Source organism: Caldicellulosiruptoraceae bacterium PP1 (assembly GCA_041320695.1).
GTDB lineage: Bacteria > Bacillota > Thermoanaerobacteria > Caldicellulosiruptorales > Caldicellulosiruptoraceae > JBGGOQ01.
The window spans coordinates 233,396-251,283 of the sequence record JBGGOQ010000003.1; the positions used below are offsets into that span (position 1 = coordinate 233,396).

19 protein-coding genes are annotated in these 17,888 nt (G+C 31.8%); 5 read left to right on the plus strand and 14 right to left on the minus strand.

Features of this window, described 5'->3' with window-relative positions; translation table 11 throughout:
• Window positions 1-20: 20 nt before the first annotated feature.
• The 4 genes from ACAG39_07050 to ACAG39_07065 form a co-directional block, all read right to left on the minus strand.
• Window positions 21-359, minus strand: coding sequence for a type II toxin-antitoxin system PemK/MazF family toxin (locus ACAG39_07050; GenBank protein MEZ0536997.1), 339 nt, complete (start codon window positions 357-359; stop codon window positions 21-23).
• Window positions 359-607: a CopG family transcriptional regulator gene (locus ACAG39_07055; GenBank protein MEZ0536998.1), complete on the minus strand. Its 249-nt coding sequence runs from the start codon at window positions 605-607 to the stop codon at window positions 359-361. The genes ACAG39_07050 and ACAG39_07055 overlap by 1 nt, the downstream gene beginning before the upstream one ends.
• Before the next feature lie 88 nt (window positions 608-695).
• Window positions 696-1,961: an SLC13 family permease gene (locus tag ACAG39_07060; protein MEZ0536999.1), complete on the minus strand. Its 1,266-nt coding sequence runs from the start codon at window positions 1,959-1,961 to the stop codon at window positions 696-698.
• A 2-nt stretch (window positions 1,962-1,963) separates the two neighbouring features.
• Window positions 1,964-2,350: a Mini-ribonuclease 3 gene (locus tag ACAG39_07065; protein MEZ0537000.1), complete on the minus strand. Its 387-nt coding sequence runs from the start codon at window positions 2,348-2,350 to the stop codon at window positions 1,964-1,966.
• Between the two features lie 194 nt (window positions 2,351-2,544).
• Between ACAG39_07065 and ACAG39_07070 the strand changes: the two genes are divergently transcribed.
• The 4 genes from ACAG39_07070 to ACAG39_07085 are packed head-to-tail and all read left to right on the plus strand — an operon-like array spanning window position 2,545 to window position 7,244.
• A complete protein-coding gene (locus ACAG39_07070) occupies window positions 2,545-3,492 on the plus strand; it encodes an ABC transporter ATP-binding protein (GenBank protein ID MEZ0537001.1) in 948 nt (315 codons plus the stop codon).
• 4 nt (window positions 3,493-3,496) lie between these two features.
• Complete coding sequence (locus ACAG39_07075; protein ID MEZ0537002.1) at window positions 3,497-4,360, plus strand: ABC transporter permease; 864 nt, start codon at window positions 3,497-3,499, stop codon at window positions 4,358-4,360.
• A 14-nt stretch (window positions 4,361-4,374) separates the two neighbouring features.
• Entirely contained in the window at window positions 4,375-5,826 is a 1,452-nt protein-coding gene (locus ACAG39_07080; protein ID MEZ0537003.1) for a GldG family protein, read from the plus strand.
• Entirely contained in the window at window positions 5,823-7,244 is a 1,422-nt protein-coding gene (locus ACAG39_07085) for a DUF4340 domain-containing protein (GenBank protein ID MEZ0537004.1), read from the plus strand. The genes ACAG39_07080 and ACAG39_07085 overlap by 4 nt, the downstream gene beginning before the upstream one ends.
• 159 nt (window positions 7,245-7,403) lie before the next feature.
• On the opposite strand, the gene ACAG39_07090 is transcribed toward ACAG39_07085, so the two are convergent.
• The 5 genes from ACAG39_07090 to ACAG39_07110 form a co-directional block, all read right to left on the minus strand.
• Window positions 7,404-8,864: an aminotransferase class I/II-fold pyridoxal phosphate-dependent enzyme gene (locus ACAG39_07090; GenBank protein ID MEZ0537005.1), complete on the minus strand. Its 1,461-nt coding sequence runs from the start codon at window positions 8,862-8,864 to the stop codon at window positions 7,404-7,406.
• 78 nt (window positions 8,865-8,942) lie between these two features.
• On the minus strand, window positions 8,943-9,599 hold the full coding sequence (locus ACAG39_07095; protein ID MEZ0537006.1) for an MgtC/SapB family protein: 657 nt from the start codon (window positions 9,597-9,599) through the stop codon (window positions 8,943-8,945).
• Window positions 9,600-9,706: 107 nt separating this feature from the next.
• A complete protein-coding gene (locus ACAG39_07100; GenBank protein MEZ0537007.1) occupies window positions 9,707-10,045 on the minus strand; it encodes a hypothetical protein in 339 nt (112 codons plus the stop codon).
• A gap of 135 nt (window positions 10,046-10,180) precedes the next feature.
• Window positions 10,181-10,756 (minus strand): BofC C-terminal domain-containing protein, encoded by a 576-nt coding sequence (locus ACAG39_07105; protein MEZ0537008.1) that lies wholly within the window; start codon window positions 10,754-10,756, stop codon window positions 10,181-10,183.
• Window positions 10,757-10,817: 61 nt separating this feature from the next.
• Window positions 10,818-11,537: a YebC/PmpR family DNA-binding transcriptional regulator gene (locus tag ACAG39_07110; protein MEZ0537009.1), complete on the minus strand. Its 720-nt coding sequence runs from the start codon at window positions 11,535-11,537 to the stop codon at window positions 10,818-10,820.
• Between the two features lie 115 nt (window positions 11,538-11,652).
• Between ACAG39_07110 and ACAG39_07115 the strand changes: the two genes are divergently transcribed.
• On the plus strand, window positions 11,653-13,107 hold the full coding sequence (locus tag ACAG39_07115) for an oligosaccharide flippase family protein (GenBank protein MEZ0537010.1): 1,455 nt from the start codon (window positions 11,653-11,655) through the stop codon (window positions 13,105-13,107).
• Between the two features lie 30 nt (window positions 13,108-13,137).
• Here ACAG39_07115 and ACAG39_07120 read toward each other — a convergent pair whose 3' ends face one another.
• The 5 genes from ACAG39_07120 to tuf all read right to left on the minus strand — a co-directional run bounded on the left by ACAG39_07120 (window position 13,138) and on the right by tuf (window position 17,844).
• Window positions 13,138-13,719 carry a hypothetical protein gene (locus ACAG39_07120; protein ID MEZ0537011.1) on the minus strand — a complete coding sequence of 194 codons (582 nt, stop codon included), beginning with the start codon at window positions 13,717-13,719 and terminating at the stop codon, window positions 13,138-13,140.
• Between the two features lie 22 nt (window positions 13,720-13,741).
• Window positions 13,742-14,359 (minus strand): YigZ family protein, encoded by a 618-nt coding sequence (locus ACAG39_07125; protein MEZ0537012.1) that lies wholly within the window; start codon window positions 14,357-14,359, stop codon window positions 13,742-13,744.
• 78 nt (window positions 14,360-14,437) lie between these two features.
• Window positions 14,438-14,860 (minus strand): NUDIX hydrolase, encoded by a 423-nt coding sequence (locus tag ACAG39_07130; GenBank protein ID MEZ0537013.1) that lies wholly within the window; start codon window positions 14,858-14,860, stop codon window positions 14,438-14,440.
• A 142-nt stretch (window positions 14,861-15,002) separates the two neighbouring features.
• Entirely contained in the window at window positions 15,003-16,580 is a 1,578-nt protein-coding gene (gene hflX, locus ACAG39_07135) for a GTPase HflX (protein ID MEZ0537014.1), read from the minus strand.
• Between the two features lie 61 nt (window positions 16,581-16,641).
• Entirely contained in the window at window positions 16,642-17,844 is a 1,203-nt protein-coding gene (tuf, locus tag ACAG39_07140; GenBank protein ID MEZ0537015.1) for an elongation factor Tu, read from the minus strand.
• Window positions 17,845-17,888 lie beyond the last annotated feature (44 nt).

Sequence of the window (17,888 nt, forward strand, 5' to 3'; positions counted from 1 at the left end):
TTGTAGGACAGCCTCATTTTTTATAATCCTAATAATATTCTAATTTTTTCACTTAATTCCTCTATTTTTTCTATATTTAACTTACCTACTTTTTTAATTAGCCTTTCTTTAGATATAGACCTTATATCCTCAGTTTTGGCATAAGACTTAACAGTAAGACCTGTTTCATTTGGTTCTAATTCAACGTGTAATGGTATATTTTTGTTTTTACTAGTTATAGGTACTACTACAACAAGCTCAGCTGGGCATGAATTAAATTCATCTATAGAAATAACTACTGCTGGCCTAATACCACTTTGTTCATGTCCTCTTGTAGGGTTTAAATCAACAAGCCATATCTCTCCCCTATTAGGGGCCATTATTCATTCTCCAAATCATATAAAGTATTGTCCCAAAGCTTACGTTCTTCTAGTTCATCTTGCCAAAGTTTATTATTATTCTTTAGTTCTTGATAGGCCTTAGCAGTATTTTCTATAATTAATTTCTTCTGGTAATTTTTTAGAGCTTCATTAATTATTTTATGCATTGGTTCATTTAGTTGAATAGATAATTTTTTCAAGTTCTCATAAGTAATATTATCAATTCTTACAGTTGTCGTTTTATTCATTCTTAACACCCTTTGTAGATAAAATAATCTACAATATAGTATACCACAAAAAAATATATTTTTCGAGATATCTAAAAAATTTTCAACCTTACATATAATACCTCAACACCAAATAAACTGTTGAAATCACAATTGTAATTAGCATCATTGGAAAGCCATATTTGAAATATTCTGCAAATGATAGTCTCTGCCCTTTTTCTTCAAGTAAACCCGATGTAACAACATTTGCTGATGCACCAATTATTGTTCCATTTCCTCCAAGGCATGCTCCTAAAGATAATGCCCACCATAAAGGCATTATATCCATATGTGATAATTTGCCCATATCTAATATCAAAGGTATCATTGTTGCTGTAAATGGTATATTATCAACAAATGCTGAAAAGATAGCAGACCCCCATAAAATCACTAAGCTTGTTAACATTGCATTACCATGAGTAATATTTAGCATACCTTTGGCCAACTTTTCAATAACACCTGTAACCTCAAGCCCTGCAACCAAAATAAATAGCCCAATAAAGAAGAATATTGTTGTCCATTCAACCTCTTCAAGTATCTCTTTTACCTCTACACCACCAATTAATAAAAGAATGCTTGCCCCAGTCAATGCAATAATTGATGATTCGAGTCCTAACTTTGAATGAAGAATAAAACCAACAATTACAAGGCCCAAAACAAAAAGGCTTTTTGTTAAAAGCTTTTTATCTTTTATAAACTGATTTTCATCAATCTTTAAAATCTTTGTCTTTAATTTTTCATCTACCACAAGTTTCTTTTTGAATATTAGTGAGAAAAGAAATACTGTTACAAGTAATATAGCAAAATTTATTAAAGAAAGATTATTTACAAAATCCATAAAAGATAAATTTGCTTTACTACCAATCATAATATTTGGCGGATCACCAATAAGGGTAGCTGTCCCACCTACATTTGATGCAAAAATAATAGATATTGCGAATGGTATTGGTGAGATATTCATATCAGCTGTAATGCTAAGAACAATTGGGATTATTAATAAAACTGTTGTTACGTTGTCCAAAAATGCTGATGCTACTGCTGTAATAATTGAAAGAAAGATAAGCATTGTAACAGGATTTCCTTTTGAGAGTTTAACTGATTTTATTGCAATAAACTCAAAAACACCTGTTCTTTTGGTAATAAATACAATAATCATCATACCAACCAAAAGACCAATTGTGTTAAAATCTATAGCCTTTGTAAATGCATATTCCTGTTCTACTATCTTAAAAATTAATAATATGGATGCGCCAACCATAGCTACAATTGTTCTATGGATCTTTTCAGAAACAATTAGTGCATACGCTAAAACAAACACTGTAATGGCAAATACCATATCTAATCACACCTCCCTTTTGTCAAAATATTAAAAGTTTTTTGAAGAATAATTTGTAGTCTTTCCTCTCTTTTTTCAAGATAAAGGTAACCTATAAGACACTCAAAGGCAGTAGCAAATTTATAATCAACAATATCAGCATTTTTTGGGATTGTATGAGGTTTTGCATTTCTTCCTTTTTTAGCAATCAGCTTTTCTTCATCATCCAGTTCATCCCATAGAGCTCTTATAGCATAAGCTTGATTGGAAGCTTTAACATATTTTATTGACATAATGTGATATTTATGTGGATTAAAATTGGGATATTTTTCAATTAGCATATCCCTAATAAAAAGCTCATAAACTGCATCTCCAATATAAGCATATGATAATGGATTATATTTAACCATTTAATTCTTCCTCTTTTAGTTTTTTATACAAACTCTAATATACATTCTTAAGATATATTTTGCAATAATAAATTGGCTTTTTTTTCAACAAATTAGTTCACAAATTATTCATACATTTAATTAAAAAATCCTTTATAATAGTAATGAGATTATGTATAATTTTTATTGCATTTACCTTTAAGGAGGGATATTTGTTGATAAAGGTTGAAAACCTGACTAAAAAATACGGTCAAAGATATGCTATTAATAATGTTTCTTTTGAAGTAAAGGAAGGAGAAATTTTAGGTTTTTTAGGCCCTAATGGTGCTGGTAAATCTACCACCATGAATATTATTACTGGTTACATATCACCAACTGACGGTTCTGTTACTGTTGATGGATTTGATATCTTAGAAAATCCAGAAGAGGTTAAAAAAAGAATCGGCTTTTTACCAGAGCTGCCACCTCTATATATGGATATGACAGTACAAGAATATTTGGATTTTGTTAGTGATATTAAAAAAGTAAGTCCTAAAGAAAAGAAAATGAGCATGGAAAAAATTATGGACATTGTTAAAATTGGAGATGTGAGAGGAAGACTTATAAAGAACCTTTCAAAAGGTTATAAGCAAAGAGTAGGTCTTGCTCAAGCATTAATAGGTAATCCTCCAGTTTTAATACTTGACGAACCTACTGTTGGCTTAGACCCAAAACAGATTATTGAAATAAGATCTGTTATTAAATCTCTTGGAAAAGAACATACAATAATCTTAAGCTCTCACATACTGCCAGAGGTTAGTGCTGTATGTGAAAGGGTTTTAATTATCAACAAAGGTAAGATTGTAGCAAGTGACACTCCAGACAATCTTGCTAAAAGACTTATTCATGGTAGCAAGCTACAAGTAAGGATTTTAGGACAGAGGCAAAAGGTAACAAGCCTTTTAGAAAAGATACCAGGCGTAAAATTTGTTGAATTTGCAGGTATTAAAGAGGAAAATACACTTGATTTCTTAATAGAGGCTGAAAATGATACAGATATTAGAGCTTCAATATTCTATGCTATGAGTGATGCTAATCTTCCAATTTTAATGATGAGATCGGTTGACCTTAGCTTAGAGGAGATATTCCTTCAACTTACAACCGAAGAAAAGGAGGTCTCGTAATATCATGTTAGCTGTACTTAAAAAAGAACTTAAACTATACTTTTCAACAACAACTGGTTATATTTTTATGGGTTTCTTTTTGCTGTTATCTGGATTTTTCTTTGCTGTAAGCAATGTTTTATCTGCTAGTCCGCAATATAGCAGCACTTTAGGAAGTATTACATTTATTTTCTTAATTGCTGTTCCTATATTAACAATGAGGTTAATAACAGAAGAAGCAAAACAAAAAACAGACCAATTATTACTTACATCACCGCTTACACTTAGTGGTATTGTTGTAGGTAAGTTTTTAGCAGCTGTGATTGTCTTTTTTATAACATTACTTATTACATGCTTGTTCCCTATTTTACTTAGCTTTTATGGAACTATAGCATTATGGGAAACTGTTGGTGCTTATGTTGGATTCTTCTTTTTAGGTTGTTCATTTATTGCTGTTGGTTTATTTATTTCATCACTTACAGAAAATCAATTTGTTGCAGCTGTTTCAACATTTAGTGCTTTACTTTTGGTTTGGGTTATGGATTGGGTGAAATCAGTTTTACCTACTGATAAACTTGCTGGTTTTATATTTGTATTAGCAATTGTTGTTGGTATTGCTGTTTGGCTATTCTTCACAATTAGAAATATATTTGTAAGTGTTGGGCTTGGACTAATTGGTATTGCGGTTTCTGTATTTGCTTATTTTAAATACAGTAGCTTTTATGAAAGAATAATTGTTCGTTTTATAGATTGGTTTTCATTAATAAAGAGGTATCAAGAATTTTCTATTGGTATATTTAATTTATCTTCAGTTGTTTATTATCTAACATTCTGCTTTGCATTTATATTCTTAACAATTAGAGTGTTAGAGAAAAGAAGATGGAGCTAAAGGGGGAAAAAAGAGTGAAAGTAGATTTAAATTTTAAGGCTTCATTTAGAAATAGAAAGTTTAAATATGGCGGATATGCTGCTTTGATTACAGCTTTTGTTTTGGTTATTTTAATTGTTGCAAACCTTCTTGTAAGTCAGATACCCCTAAAGCTTGATATGACACAAAACAAGCTTTACTCACTATCTGACCAAACAATTAAAGCTTTAAAAGATCTTAAGAAAGATATTACAATTTATGCTTTATATGCAACTGGCAACGAAAATGAGATAGTTAATCAATTTTTGAAAAAGTATGAGGATTCATCAAAAAGGATTTCAATAAAATATATTGATCCATATAAAAATCCAGGACTTGTAAAACAATATGATAAGTCTGGTGCTGGAATTGATGAAGGTTCACTTATTGTTGTAAGCGGTAGCAAGTTCAGAGTTATTGGTAAATACGATATGATTGAATACAATGTTGATAATACAACAGGTCAAACTAACGTCACAGGCCTTAAACTTGAACAGCTTTTAACACCTGCTATATTATATGTAACTTCAGATACAAACCCTGTTTTATATGAACTTCAGGGACATGGTGAAGATACAATAATTAAGCTTGGTGTATCAAGTGATTTTGAATCAGCTAATTTTGAGATTAAGGACCTTAATTTACTTACATCTGGTAAGGTTCCAGATGATGCTACTGCAGTAGTTGTTATTTCCCCAAAAAACGACCTTACTGATAAAGAAACAACAATACTAAAAAACTACTTCTCTAAAGGTGGAAGAGCACTATTCTTAATGGATGTTGTTAGCAATAAGCTCAATAATTTCAATAAAATATTTGAAAGTTTTGGCATTAACCTTGCTCAAGGCGTTGTGATGGAAGGGGATAATAATAACAATGCCGGAAATCCAATATGGATACTTCCAAAGCTTGAATCGCATGAAATTGTAGACCCAATAAGTTCAAGCAATATGTATGTTTTATTCCCTGGTTCACAAGCAATTACAGAAGCAAAGTTAAAGAAAAGAACTCTTACAATAGAAAATCTATTAACTACAACTAATAATTCTTGGTTGAGAACTAACCTTAAAGATAATTCATTAACAAAAGGTAAAGATGACAAATCAGGTCCATTTGCATTAGCAGTTGCTGTTACTGACAAAGCTCAAGGATTAAATAATATGTTAAAGCCAAAGGATGCAAAGATTGTTGTTATGGCAAGTGCAGTATTTTTGAATGAACAATACTCAAAACAGGTTCCTGGCAACTTAAACCTTGTTGTCAACAGTCTAAATTGGTTACAAGAAAAGAAAACCGATATTCAAATTGCTTCAAAGGATTTAACAATTGAAAGATTAAACATTAGCACAACACAGTCTTTAATAGTATCTGGGATTGCTGTTATTGTAATACCAGTAATTATATTCTTAGCTGGTCTTAGTGTATGGCTGAGGAGGAGACATCTATGAAGAAAACTTACAGGCTTATTGCTGCATTTGCTGTATTACTTGTTTTAGTTGGTGCATACATTTATGTTTTAAAGCATCCTAAGAAAGAAGCTACAAATAAAACACAACCTTCAAATTCTGTTCAAATACTTAAGAAAAATAAAGATGACATTGTAAAGGTTACTTTAGATGCTGATGGAACAGTTTTGACACTTTATAAGCAAAACGGCAAATGGTTAGCAAATAATATTAAAAACCCTGACTTTTTAAACCAAGATAAGATTGATGATATTGTTTTCACATTTTCAAGCCTTTTTGCTGAAAATGTAGTTGAAAGTAATCCAAAAGATTTATCAAAGTATGGTTTGCAAACACCTTTTGTTATTGGACAAGCAACATATAAAGATGGTTCAAAAGTGACATTATTATTAGGAGACAAAACAGCTGTTGGTAATACCTTTTATCTAATGAAGGATGGGGATAAAAGAGTATTTACTGTTTGGCAAAATATTGGTGATAATCTTATGACAAAACTAAACAGCTTGTTTACTGTAAGTTTACCTGAGCTTACATCAGATGAAATTCAATATATCAAAATTGTAAAAAAAGGTGAAAAAACTCTCGAATTAGTAAGAGAGGATGACACAAAGGCAAAAGATAAGCCTTATGATATTGGTAGTATATGGTTTTTAGCTCAACCTTATAGTGAGAAAAGAGCAGCTTCCTCCCAAGATTTATCGAGTGTAATTGAGAGTATTGCAAATATTACTCCTGAGGAAGTTGTTGAAGCAACATATGATTTTAAAAAATATGGCCTTGACAATCCTGTTGCAGAACTTATTGTAAAAGACAAAGAGAAAACCCTTGATATTATGATAGGTAATGCTAAAGATAGTGATTACACATATTTAAAACAAAGAAATTCAAATATTATTTATACTATAAGCAATTCTAATATTGACTTTTTAAGAACCACAACACCTTTTAAAGTAGCTGATAAGTTTGCTTTTATTGCAAATATAGATTATGTTAAGAAGATTGAGATATCGCATGGTAATAAAACACATGTGATAACACAAGATAGAAAACTTGTGAAGAAAGCAAAGAGTGCAGATGAACAAGATGAATATCAATCAACCTTTAAAGTAGATGGTAAAAAGATTGATGAAGATCTCTTTAGAAAATTTTATCAAATTTTGGTTGGTATCTTAGTTGATGGTGAAAATGATAAAAAGCCATCCGGTGAGGCTGACTATACTTTGAAGTATTATTTTTCAAATGGTAATACTGACATAGTTAAATTTATACCTTATAATGATGATTTCTATATTGTTGATAAGAATGGACATACTGATTTTGTTTCATCAAAAGAACAAATGGTAAGAATGTATCAAGACCTCGAAAACTTAATTGTCGGCAAGTTTAAGCCACTTGACTAGTTTAAAAAAAAATAGTTTTTAGTTATTCTTGTTGTTATATAAAATGAGAGGGTGTCCCAAAAGATTATTGAGCACCCTCTCATTTTTTATCTATTGATGATTTTTTCCATAAGTAATTTAGTAGTTTTTGCAAACTTCTAATTTGATGAGTTTAATCTTTTAGTCTTCTCCACCAAGGACTCTAATATAGTCAACGTATGGGTCTGCAGTTCCTTGGAGTTGGCAGTCCTCTTCTTTTAGCATTTTTATATAATCAACCAAATCCTTTGTAATTCTTTCACCAGGTAATATAAGTGGTATCCCTGGAGGATAAGCCATAACCATTTCACCTGAAATTTCACCAACAGCATTTTCCAGACGAACTGTCTTCTTCTGACTGTAAAATGCATCACGTGGAGACACAATAACCTGTGGAGAATGTGGCACTATTGTTGATGTTTTTATTTCTTTAACACCAAGTTTTTTTGACATATCCTTTAATGCTTCAATTAGTTTTTCTAGGCTTTCTTGTGTGTCTCCAAGTGAAATTATTGCAAGGATATTATATAGGTCTGACATTTCAACTTGAATATTATATTGCTCTCTTAATATCCTTTCAGCTTCATAACCTGTAATACCGAGTTTTCTTACATTAATACCAAGCTTTGTTTCATCAAAGTCATAAACACCTGGTGTTCCAATAAGCTCTTTACCAAAAGCATAAAGACCTTCAATTTTATTTATCTCATCTCTTGCCATTCTTGAAAGTCTAAGTGTCTCTTCAAGCATCTCTTCACCATAAATAGCAAGCTGCTTTCTTGCAACATCAAGAGAGCACATGAGGATATATGATGAACTTGTTGTCATAGTAAGATTTAATGTTTGTTTTACTGCCTCTGGATGAATTTTATGTCCTCTTAAAAGTAGTGCTGAGCTTTGTGTAAGTGATCCACCTGTCTTATGTGTAGATACAGCACTCATGTCTGCTCCAACTTCCATAGCAGTAAGCGGAAAATCGTTATGAAATCCCATATGAGCTCCATGTGCTTCATCAACAAGCACTGCCATACCAAATTTGTGAGCAGTTCTTGTTATTGATTTTAAGTCACTTGCTACACCATAATAAGTAGGGTTTATTACAAATACTGCTTTTGCATAAGGGTGCTTAACAATAGCCTTTTTTACATTATCTATTGTAACCCCCATAGCAACACCAATATCATTGTTTATCTCCGGCTGAACATAAACAGGAATGGCCCCGCTTAAAATAATACCACCAAAAGCACTTTTATGAGCATTACGAGGCAATATTACTTCATCACCTGGCTCACATGCAGCCATTATCATTGCTTGGACGCCTGATGTTGTCCCATTTACAAGAAAATAAGCATACTGTGCATCAAAGGCACTTGCAAAAAGTTTTTCGGCTTCATAGATAACACCAATTGGATTATTTGCGTTGTCCAAGTCTTCCATGCCATTTAAGTCCATTAGCATTACATTTTCGCCAACAAATTCTGTAAACTCCTTAAGACCATTACCATGTTTATGCCCTGGAACATGGAATGGGACAACCTTTCTCTCAATATGTCTTTTCACAGCATCAAATAAGGGGGTTTTGCTCTGATCTTCTTTAGTCACCTTTTATTAATCCTCCACCTAAAAAATTTCTTCCACTGATTGATTATTATATCACAGTAGAGAATTTTTAAAAGATATTTATTCAAAAAAAATCCTCTTTATACCCTTAATTATATAAATTTCTGTTATTAGCTCATTAATGTTTGTGTTTTCTGGTATTGCTATTGTATATGATATTTTTTCTGTATTATTTTGATATTCTTCAACATTAACATCTTTGATTGTTATTGACAGCATTTCAAAAATTGAGGATATTTTTTGTATATTCTCTTTCATCCCTTCCCCTTCAATAGAAAGCTTTTTAAGAACCCCTTTTGAAATAAATTTAATCTCTATCTTTTTTAAAAATATTAATGTAAGATAAACAGCAATAAATGTGATTATGGCACCTTGATAATATCCAATTCCTATTGCAAGTCCTATACAAGATACTGCCCAAAGTGTTGCTGCTGTTGTAAGTCCTTTTACTGTTACCCCATCCTTTATGATTGTGCCAGCACCCAAAAAACCGATACCAGATATAACCTGGGCACCTAATCTTGCAACATCAATTTGTGTTTTTGGTGGATAATAAGTTTTAAAGATATACAACGATGTCATCATAACTAATGTAGAACCAACGCATACCAAAATATGAGTTCTAAAGCCTGCTGGTCTATGCACATTTTCCCTTTCAACACCAATCAATCCACCTATAATAATTGCCAATACAATTTTAATTAATTCTTCTATCATGCGTATTCACCAAAAAATAATAGTATAAGATTATTATAATAATTATATGAAAAAATTAAAGGGATTGTGAAAGATATCTCCCACAATCCCTTTTCATCTTCTGTTTGTTATACAGCGTTGTGAACAAATGCAACAATCTTTTTACAAGGAATATCAACAACTGAGCCAAGACCGCAAAATCTTCTCTTTCTTGGGCAACATCTATCTCTTCTTCTGTGTCCGCAATGACGGTCTCTATCTCGGTCTCCATCAAAATCATCAAAGTCTAAATCTTCATCCCACATTCTTGTATGGTACATTATTGGATCATCTGGTGGTGTTCCCATGCTAACAATTAACCTTGCAAACTTTGGTGTAACTAATGCTAACACTCCAGTAAATCCACTACCGCTTTCCCCGCCACTTTCAGTAAATATTGTAACTGTTTCTCCTAAAAATCTTCTCATATGTTCACAGATATCACGATGCCCGCCATGTTCGCCGCCAACAAAGCCTTCAAATTCTTCAGACATATACTAAACCTCCTATATTGGTTTTCCTATTAACATAATATGTCTTATAGGAGGTTTTGTTACCATAAGTTAGCTACCAAAATCCTCTATAATCTTTATTGCTTGTTCATAAGTGTCTACTACTATTCCATTTTTTAAATCTTCAATTTGTTTATTGCTGAGGTTTTTTATGTCAATTGGTGTAATAAGTTTTAATGTTTCTCCATCACGCGGTTGAGAATAAAAAATAGCTACTCTATCATCTTTTATTGAAATAATAAAATGGTTAGGACAAAGGCCATCAAAAACCCTGCTAAGTATTACATAGTTAGGGCTATAATGCTCTAATGTCCAACCTCTATATATTTTTTGTATATCTGTTTTATAAAGCCCTATATATTCTGGATCAAAATATGACTGTTCCTCAACAATATGCCCACACTTTTTAAAATACTTACGCAAAACCAACACTGTATCATTATTTATTTTTTGAAGTGTTGATTTGTTTGCAATATTGGCTATTTCTGTTATATTTTTGCCTTTTAGCTCATCACGAGTTTTTATTTGTTTACTATTAATAGTAAATGTATATCCAATTGCGAATGACACAATAAAAATCACAATTAAAAAAGCGGTAAAAATAAAGGATTTAAAGTAAGTTCTCATGGAAAGCCTCCATGTTTTTTTATTACTATTATTCCCTTATTTTTCACCGCTATACATAAACTTATTCTTCCCAGTTGTGATATACTTCTTTTACATCATCATTATCTTCAAGCAAATCAATCAGTTTTCTCATTTTTATAGAATTTTCTTCATCTAATTTAACTGTTGTTTGTGGAATTAATTCTACTTGAGCTTCTAAAAATGTGTAGCCCTCTTTTTCAAGTGCTTCACGAACTTGAGTAAAATCATCTGGTGATGTAATAATTTCATATACATCATCAGAAGAATTAAAATCTTCAGCACCTAAATCAAGAGCTTTAAGCATTAGCTCATCTTCATTTGGAAAGCTTTCTTTTTCAATAATAATAACACCTTTTCTATTAAACATCCAAGAAACGCAGCCTGTTTGACCAAGATTCCCACCAAACTTGTCAAACAAATGCCTTATTTCGCCTGCTGTTCTATTTCTGTTGTTTGTCATTGCTTCGACAATAACAGCCACACCTTCTGGCCCGTATCCTTCGTATGTAATGTCTTCATAACCACTTGTGTCAACATCTCCAGCAGCTTTCTTTATAAATCCCATAATCTTATCCATTGGCATATTAGCAGCTCTTGCTTTTGCGATTACATCTCTTAGCCTTGAGTTAGCCTCCGGATCTGGGTTAGATTTTGCAACAACCATTAATTCTCTACCTAATTTTGTGAACAACTTACCTTTTTGAGCATCTGTTTTTTCTTTTTTATGCTTAATATTTGCCCATTTTGAATGACCTGACATTATAATCCCCCTATAAAAACATTTACTTCACAAACAGATTATAAATTTTAAAAGTTTTAAAGTCAAATGTTTTTTTTGCATATACTTATTAAGACTAATATTTTTGTATAATGTAATGAAGAATAAGATTTTAAATCAAGTTTTAATATTATCGGCATGTAATATTGTCACAACATCATTATTTTTCTTTTACAGAGTGTTGATTTCTCGTCAGATTAGTTCAGAAGGAATGGGCCTTTTTACATTTGCAATGACAGCCTATTTTCTTTTTTATAGCTTTTCAAGTGGTGGCATTGCAGTTTCTATTTCAAAAAACATAGCTGAAAACTCTAATATCAAAGGCTATCCTGAAAAGGTTAAATTTATTATCGGTCGTTTTGTTCTTTTATTAAGTTTTATTGTTACTATGATATTTCTTCTACTCAATGGGTGGATCTGCAATAATATTTACAAAACTCCTATACTTCAAAATAACCTTTATCCACTTATTTTTTGCGTTATAATAGTAAGCCAGTCAGCAATCTATAAAGGTTACTTTTATGGACTTCAAAAGCCTCTTACACCAGCACTCGCTGAAATATTTGAAAATATCATGAGAATTTCGATAGTATCATTAATATTTATGACTTTTACTTTAGATTGGAATAAAAAGATTTTTGTTAGTATTTTGGGAATTCCAATAGGTGAGATTTCAAGCTTTTCTTTCTTATTAATAGGTTATTTGATAAAGAATAAAAGTATTAGATTAAGTGTTACTTTTTCTGATTTATCAAAGATTATAGTAGATGTGCTTAAAATTTCTATTCCGCTTGCTATAATAGGTATATTATCAAATGTCTTTCAAACCATCGAAAACTCTGTTGTACCTAAGCTTTTTCAAAATAATAATATAAACTTTGAAAAAGCCATATCAATCTTTGGTGTAATAAATGGTATGAGTTATCCTGTCGCCTTCTTACCTGCTGTATTGATTACTTCGCTTTCAACAGTTATAGTTCCAACTGTTTCTGAATTACATGGAAATAAAAAAGCTTTGTCAAGAAGGATAAATAAATTTATATTAGTCACAATTGCAATATCACTGCCAATTATGGTTATTTACTATATTTATCCAAATGAGATATGCTTTCTTCTTTTTAAAAACAAAGAGGCAGGTATATATCTAAAAGCAATTGTACCTGCACTTAGTTTTTATTATCTTTCTATAACCTTGTCGAGCATCCTCAATGCTTTATCAGAGGCAAGCTTTAACTTTTATCAAAATACAGTAATATCAATACTAAGGCTTGCAAGTTATATAACCTTCTTGGGCTTATTTAGAGATATCAAGTGGTATATTATTCTTACTAATGTATTTGCCGTAATCACATGTATTGTTATGATAGGAAGGATATCAAAGGTCAAATTCGACTTTGATAAAAATATCTATAAAAAGATTATTTACCTCACATTAGCATGTGTTATTGCAGTAATAATATCTTTCATAATCCCTACAAAAAGTATTCTATTAAACATCATTACAATAGTATCAGTCTACTTCCTCTTCTGTGCCATAATCATAGCACGTTAGCCAACCAAAACAGTGAGCCAACGGGGACGATTACGGGTGGAAGAAGAGTGTGACAAGAAAAACCGTCCCCAATGTCACAACTAGCGATTTCTCTTTTGTAATACCATATGTTTTTTGGGTTGTTTCGTATAGTGAGATAAGGTAAGCTATCTCTGATAGCTTGAGTACAAACATGTGTATAGGTAAGAAGCTAAATATTACCCCAAGAAGAATTATATATATGGGTATCAAAAATGGAACAGTAACAGATGTTATTGCAAATGATATAGAGTATTTTTTTCTATTCAAAAGCCAAACTAAGAAGTATATCAAGATTATCTCTACAATAAGCTTTAGGGCAAGAGATGAAAAGTTTGAAATAACAAAGTTTATTAGTCTAAAATTCTCGGTTTCAGATTTTACACTGCTAAAATAAAACATATAGGTATCTTGTAAAACAAATATCCCTTTGAAAAACTTGAATTGAGCAAAAGCGTAAACAACAAGCAGAAGAAAGTACACAAAGAATATCTCTATACCTGATATATAGTCATTGGATATTGCTAAATCCCGTATTAATTTCATTGGTTTTAAAAGTCCTTTTTTTATAAAACCTTCCTTGAAAATACTCAATTTAATCAACCCCAAGATTTATTTAAATAGCTTCTATAGTATCACATACATTGTCAATTAATACGCCACCTGATGTTAGTTCTGTGATTTCTTTTATGAAAGAATCAAACTCTTCTTTTGAAATTACAATATCTAAATCAACCACATCAGAATAATTGATTTCTATTATTTTTGAAGAAAACCTTTCTAATAGTTTTTTAGTCTGCTCCAAAAAGCTATATTCAACTATTATTTTAAACCTCTTACAATCAATATACCTCAATATACCTGCTTTTTCAATAGCAAGAGAGGCAGATTTGCTATAAGCCCTTGTAAGTCCACCAGCACCAAGAAGTATTCCTCCAAAATATCTTGTTACAACAATTAAAACATTCTTAAGATTATTTCTCTTAATAACCTCCATTACAGGAAGCCCTGCTGTCCCTTGAGGTTCGCCGTCATCTGAATACTTTTGAATAGGATAATCAATGCCATATGTATATGCATAAACATTGTGTGTTGCATCATAATACTTTGATCTTATATTATTTAAATAAAAATCAACCTCTTCTTGATTTTCAACGTGAAAAATGGAGGAAATAAAAACTGACTTTTTCTCAATCCATTCAACTTGAACATTCTCTTTTATTGTTAAATACATTCTTATCACCAAATAAAAATATTAGCCGCACTCTTATTCACAATAAAAATGCGGCTAATATCTATTATATGCGTTGATTTAAATATTTACAAGCTGTTTATATTGTTCAAAAGCAAGAGATGCTAAAGCCCTGTCCTGACTATAAGTAATTTTTGAAAGTGCATCTTCTAATGTAAAATAACCTGCATCAAATACATTCTCTTCATGATTTTCCTTGAGAAAATCTTCAGATGTGGCCTCCATTATATACCATGTAATCTTATTGCATACTGGTCTTTGACGTGTAACTGAAAAGAATTCGTAACTTGTTTGCCCTGCAGATGAAAGGATTTTAGCATCAATACCTACTTCTTCTTTTACCCTTTTTGTTGCTACTTCTGGAGCAATATCACCATTCTTAATTACACCTTTTGGAAATACCCATTCATTCTTCTCGTTCTTCATTATAAAGATTTTTCCTTGGTAAAATATTACACCACCAGCACAATTTCTAATCAGCAATGCGGACATCTCCTTTCATTTTAATAAACTCCCCTTATAATAATAATACCCTCTTTTAGCAATATAGTAAACAATATGAGCGTTTTAATATATTTTTTTGTCTATACTGTATAAATTTTATTTTGTATATTGTCTAATTAATCTAAACAATACTAAAATGGCTAACTATCTTATCAAGTAAGTTCTCTATCCCATCGCCATTTGTTGCTGATACAAAAGTATATTCAACCCTTGTATCAATTGGAATATCATCTAAGTCTTCTACCTTATCAATCTTGTTGTATACTCTGATTATAGGTATTGTTCCAGCCTCCAAATCTTTTAAAATACCTTCAGAAACCCTAATATGTTCAAAAAAGAATGGATCTGAGATATCTACAACATTTAATATAAGGTCAGCATATTTTACCTCTTCTAAAGTTGATGAAAAAGCTTCTATAAGATGGTGAGGAAGGTTTCGTATAAATCCAACAGTGTCAGAAAGTAAGAAATTAACCCCCTTAAAATATACCTTTCTAACTGTTGTATCAAGTGTTGCAAAGAGCTTATCTTCAACATAAACAGAGGCCTTCGAAATTCTATTCATCAAGGTTGATTTACCAGCATTGGTATACCCAATGATTGCAACAACAGGAGTATTGTTTTTCTTACGAAATTCTCTATGAAGCTCTCTTGTTTTCTTAACCTTCTTAAGCTCTTCTTCAATTTCATGTATTCTTCGTAAAATGTGCCTTCGGTCAGTCTCAAGCTTCTTTTCACCTGGTCCTCTTGTTCCTATACCGCCTCCAAGCCTTGAAAGAATCTTACCATAACCTGTTAGTCTTGGAAGAACTGTTTTAAGCTGTGCCAATTCAACTTGAAGTTTACCTTCGTTTGTTTTTGCTCTTTTTGCAAAAATATCTAAAATAACATCTGTCCTATCAATAACCTTTTTCAAAATTAGCTCCTCAAGGTTTTTAATTTGTGCTGGACTAAGCTCGCAATTAAATACAACTGTATCAATGTCTTTTGTTGTACATATATGTTTTATCTCCTCTGCCTTTCCTTTACCAATATAGTATGCTGGGTCTATATCCTTCTTTATTTGTATGACTTTATCTACAACCTCAGCACCAGCAGTTATGCAAAGGTTTTCAAGCTCATTTAGATTGTATCTCTCAATTTCATTGTCATATAGTCCCCATTTGTCTACTAATAATACCCTTTCTTTTTCCCTCTTTTTATGAACCTTAACGCTTTTTATTCTTTGAGTTTCAACTTCCCTTATTTCATCTATAAACTGGTTATCAAACAAAACATCAATATCAAATGGCCCTAATACCTTTATCTCATTTAGTTCATTTGACGTGTTAAAGGCAATGGATGCTTTATCATCCTTTATAGATAGGGTTATTACCATAATATAATTTCCATTGATTAATGTTGCTAAATCCTGTGTTGATGGAGTTGGTGTTCCATTAAGGTGTGTATGAATAAGATATTCTTTTTTTAGCCTTTTTTCATTAGAACTAAACATAATTTTGTGCTTTTGCCCTAATAAAACCTCTTTTACCTTTTTGTTATTAAGTGAAACAATAAGCCCAATTTCAGAATTCTGCTTATTTGATAAAGTCTTTAGCTTTTCATATGTTTCATGGTCTAATAGTCCATCTTGAATATAATGCCCTTCTAATTCTTTTAAAAAGGTATAGTAATAGTGGCTTAATCTTTCTTTGGACATAAAACACATCCTCTCAAATTGAATAAAAGCCTAACTCCCATAATGGAAGTTAGGCTTGAAATTATTCAATAATTGTTGTAACTGAACCTGCACCAACTGTTCTTCCACCTTCACGGATAGCAAATCTAAGTCCTGTTTCAATAGCGATAGGTGCAATGAGTTCAACTGTCATTTCTATGTTATCACCAGGCATAACCATTTCTACGCCTTCTGGAAGGTCAATTGTACCTGTTACGTCTGTTGTTCTGAAGTAGAACTGTGGTCTGTAACCATTGAAGAATGGTGTATGTCTTCCACCTTCTTCTTTTGTTAGAACGTAAACTTGTGCTTTGAATTTTGTATGTGGTTTAATTGAACCTGGTTTTGCAACAACTTGTCCTCTTTCAACATCTGTCTTTTGGATACCTCTTAAAAGACATCCAACGTTGTCACCAGCAACAGCCTCGTCAAGAAGTTTTCTGAACATTTCTATACCAGTAACAACTGTCTTTCTTGGAGCTGGTTCGAAACCAACTATTTCAACTTCTTCACCTGTCTTTAACACACCTCTTTCAACTCTACCAGTAACAACTGTACCTCTACCTGTGATTGAGAATACGTCTTCAACAGGCATTAAGAATGGCTTGTCTGTTTCTCTTTGTGGTGTTGGGACATATTGGTCAACAGCGTCCATAAGTTCTAATATGCATTTATATTCTGGTGCATTAATATCTTGTGAAGCTGATTCTAATGCTTTTAATGCTGAACCCTTGATTATTGGAACTTCATCACCAGGGAATTGGTATTTTGAAAGTAATTCTCTTACTTCCATTTCAACAAGTTCAATAAGTTCTGGGTCATCAACCATATCTGTTTTGTTTAAGAATACAACGATATATGGAACGTTAACCTGTCTTGCAAGAAGAATGTGTTCTCTTGTTTGTGGCATTGGACCATCTGCAGCTGAAACAACAAGGATAGCACCGTCCATTTGAGCTGCACCAGTGATCATGTTCTTAACGTAGTCAGCGTGTCCTGGGCAGTCAACGTGAGCATAGTGTCTATTGTCTGTTTCATACTCAACGTGAGCTGTGTTAATTGTAATACCTCTTTCTCTTTCTTCTGGAGCCTTATCAATTTGGTCATAAGCTAAGAATTCAGCTTTACCTCTTAATGCTAATACTTTTGTAATAGCAGCTGTTAATGTTGTTTTACCATGGTCAACGTGTCCTATTGTACCAATGTTAACATGTGGTTTTGTTCTTTCGAATTTAGCCTTTGCCATGCTTATATTATCCTCCTTACTCAATATTATTTTATTTAAAATTT

Bases quoted from the DNA above. Each gene is read 5' to 3' on its own strand.
- ACAG39_07050 (MEZ0536997.1), bottom strand. From the start codon at position 359: ATGGCCCCTAATAGGGGAGAGATATGGCTTGTTGATTTAAACCCTACA.
- hflX (MEZ0537014.1), bottom strand. From the start codon at position 16,580: ATGTCCAAAGAAAGATTAAGCCACTATTACTATACCTTTTTAAAAGAA.
- ACAG39_07095 (MEZ0537006.1), bottom strand. From the start codon at position 9,599: ATGATAGAAGAATTAATTAAAATTGTATTGGCAATTATTATAGGTGGA.
- ACAG39_07105 (MEZ0537008.1), bottom strand. From the start codon at position 10,756: ATGAGAACTTACTTTAAATCCTTTATTTTTACCGCTTTTTTAATTGTG.
- ACAG39_07085 (MEZ0537004.1), top strand. From the start codon at position 5,823: ATGAAGAAAACTTACAGGCTTATTGCTGCATTTGCTGTATTACTTGTT.
- ACAG39_07100 (MEZ0537007.1), bottom strand. From the start codon at position 10,045: ATGAGAAGATTTTTAGGAGAAACAGTTACAATATTTACTGAAAGTGGC.
- ACAG39_07060 (MEZ0536999.1), bottom strand. From the start codon at position 1,961: ATGGTATTTGCCATTACAGTGTTTGTTTTAGCGTATGCACTAATTGTT.
- ACAG39_07075 (MEZ0537002.1), top strand. From the start codon at position 3,497: ATGTTAGCTGTACTTAAAAAAGAACTTAAACTATACTTTTCAACAACA.
- ACAG39_07055 (MEZ0536998.1), bottom strand. From the start codon at position 607: ATGAATAAAACGACAACTGTAAGAATTGATAATATTACTTATGAGAAC.
- ACAG39_07115 (MEZ0537010.1), top strand. From the start codon at position 11,653: ATGAAGAATAAGATTTTAAATCAAGTTTTAATATTATCGGCATGTAAT.
- ACAG39_07065 (MEZ0537000.1), bottom strand. From the start codon at position 2,350: ATGGTTAAATATAATCCATTATCATATGCTTATATTGGAGATGCAGTT.
- tuf (MEZ0537015.1), bottom strand. From the start codon at position 17,844: ATGGCAAAGGCTAAATTCGAAAGAACAAAACCACATGTTAACATTGGT.
- ACAG39_07110 (MEZ0537009.1), bottom strand. From the start codon at position 11,537: ATGTCAGGTCATTCAAAATGGGCAAATATTAAGCATAAAAAAGAAAAA.
- ACAG39_07125 (MEZ0537012.1), bottom strand. From the start codon at position 14,359: ATGTATTTAACAATAAAAGAGAATGTTCAAGTTGAATGGATTGAGAAA.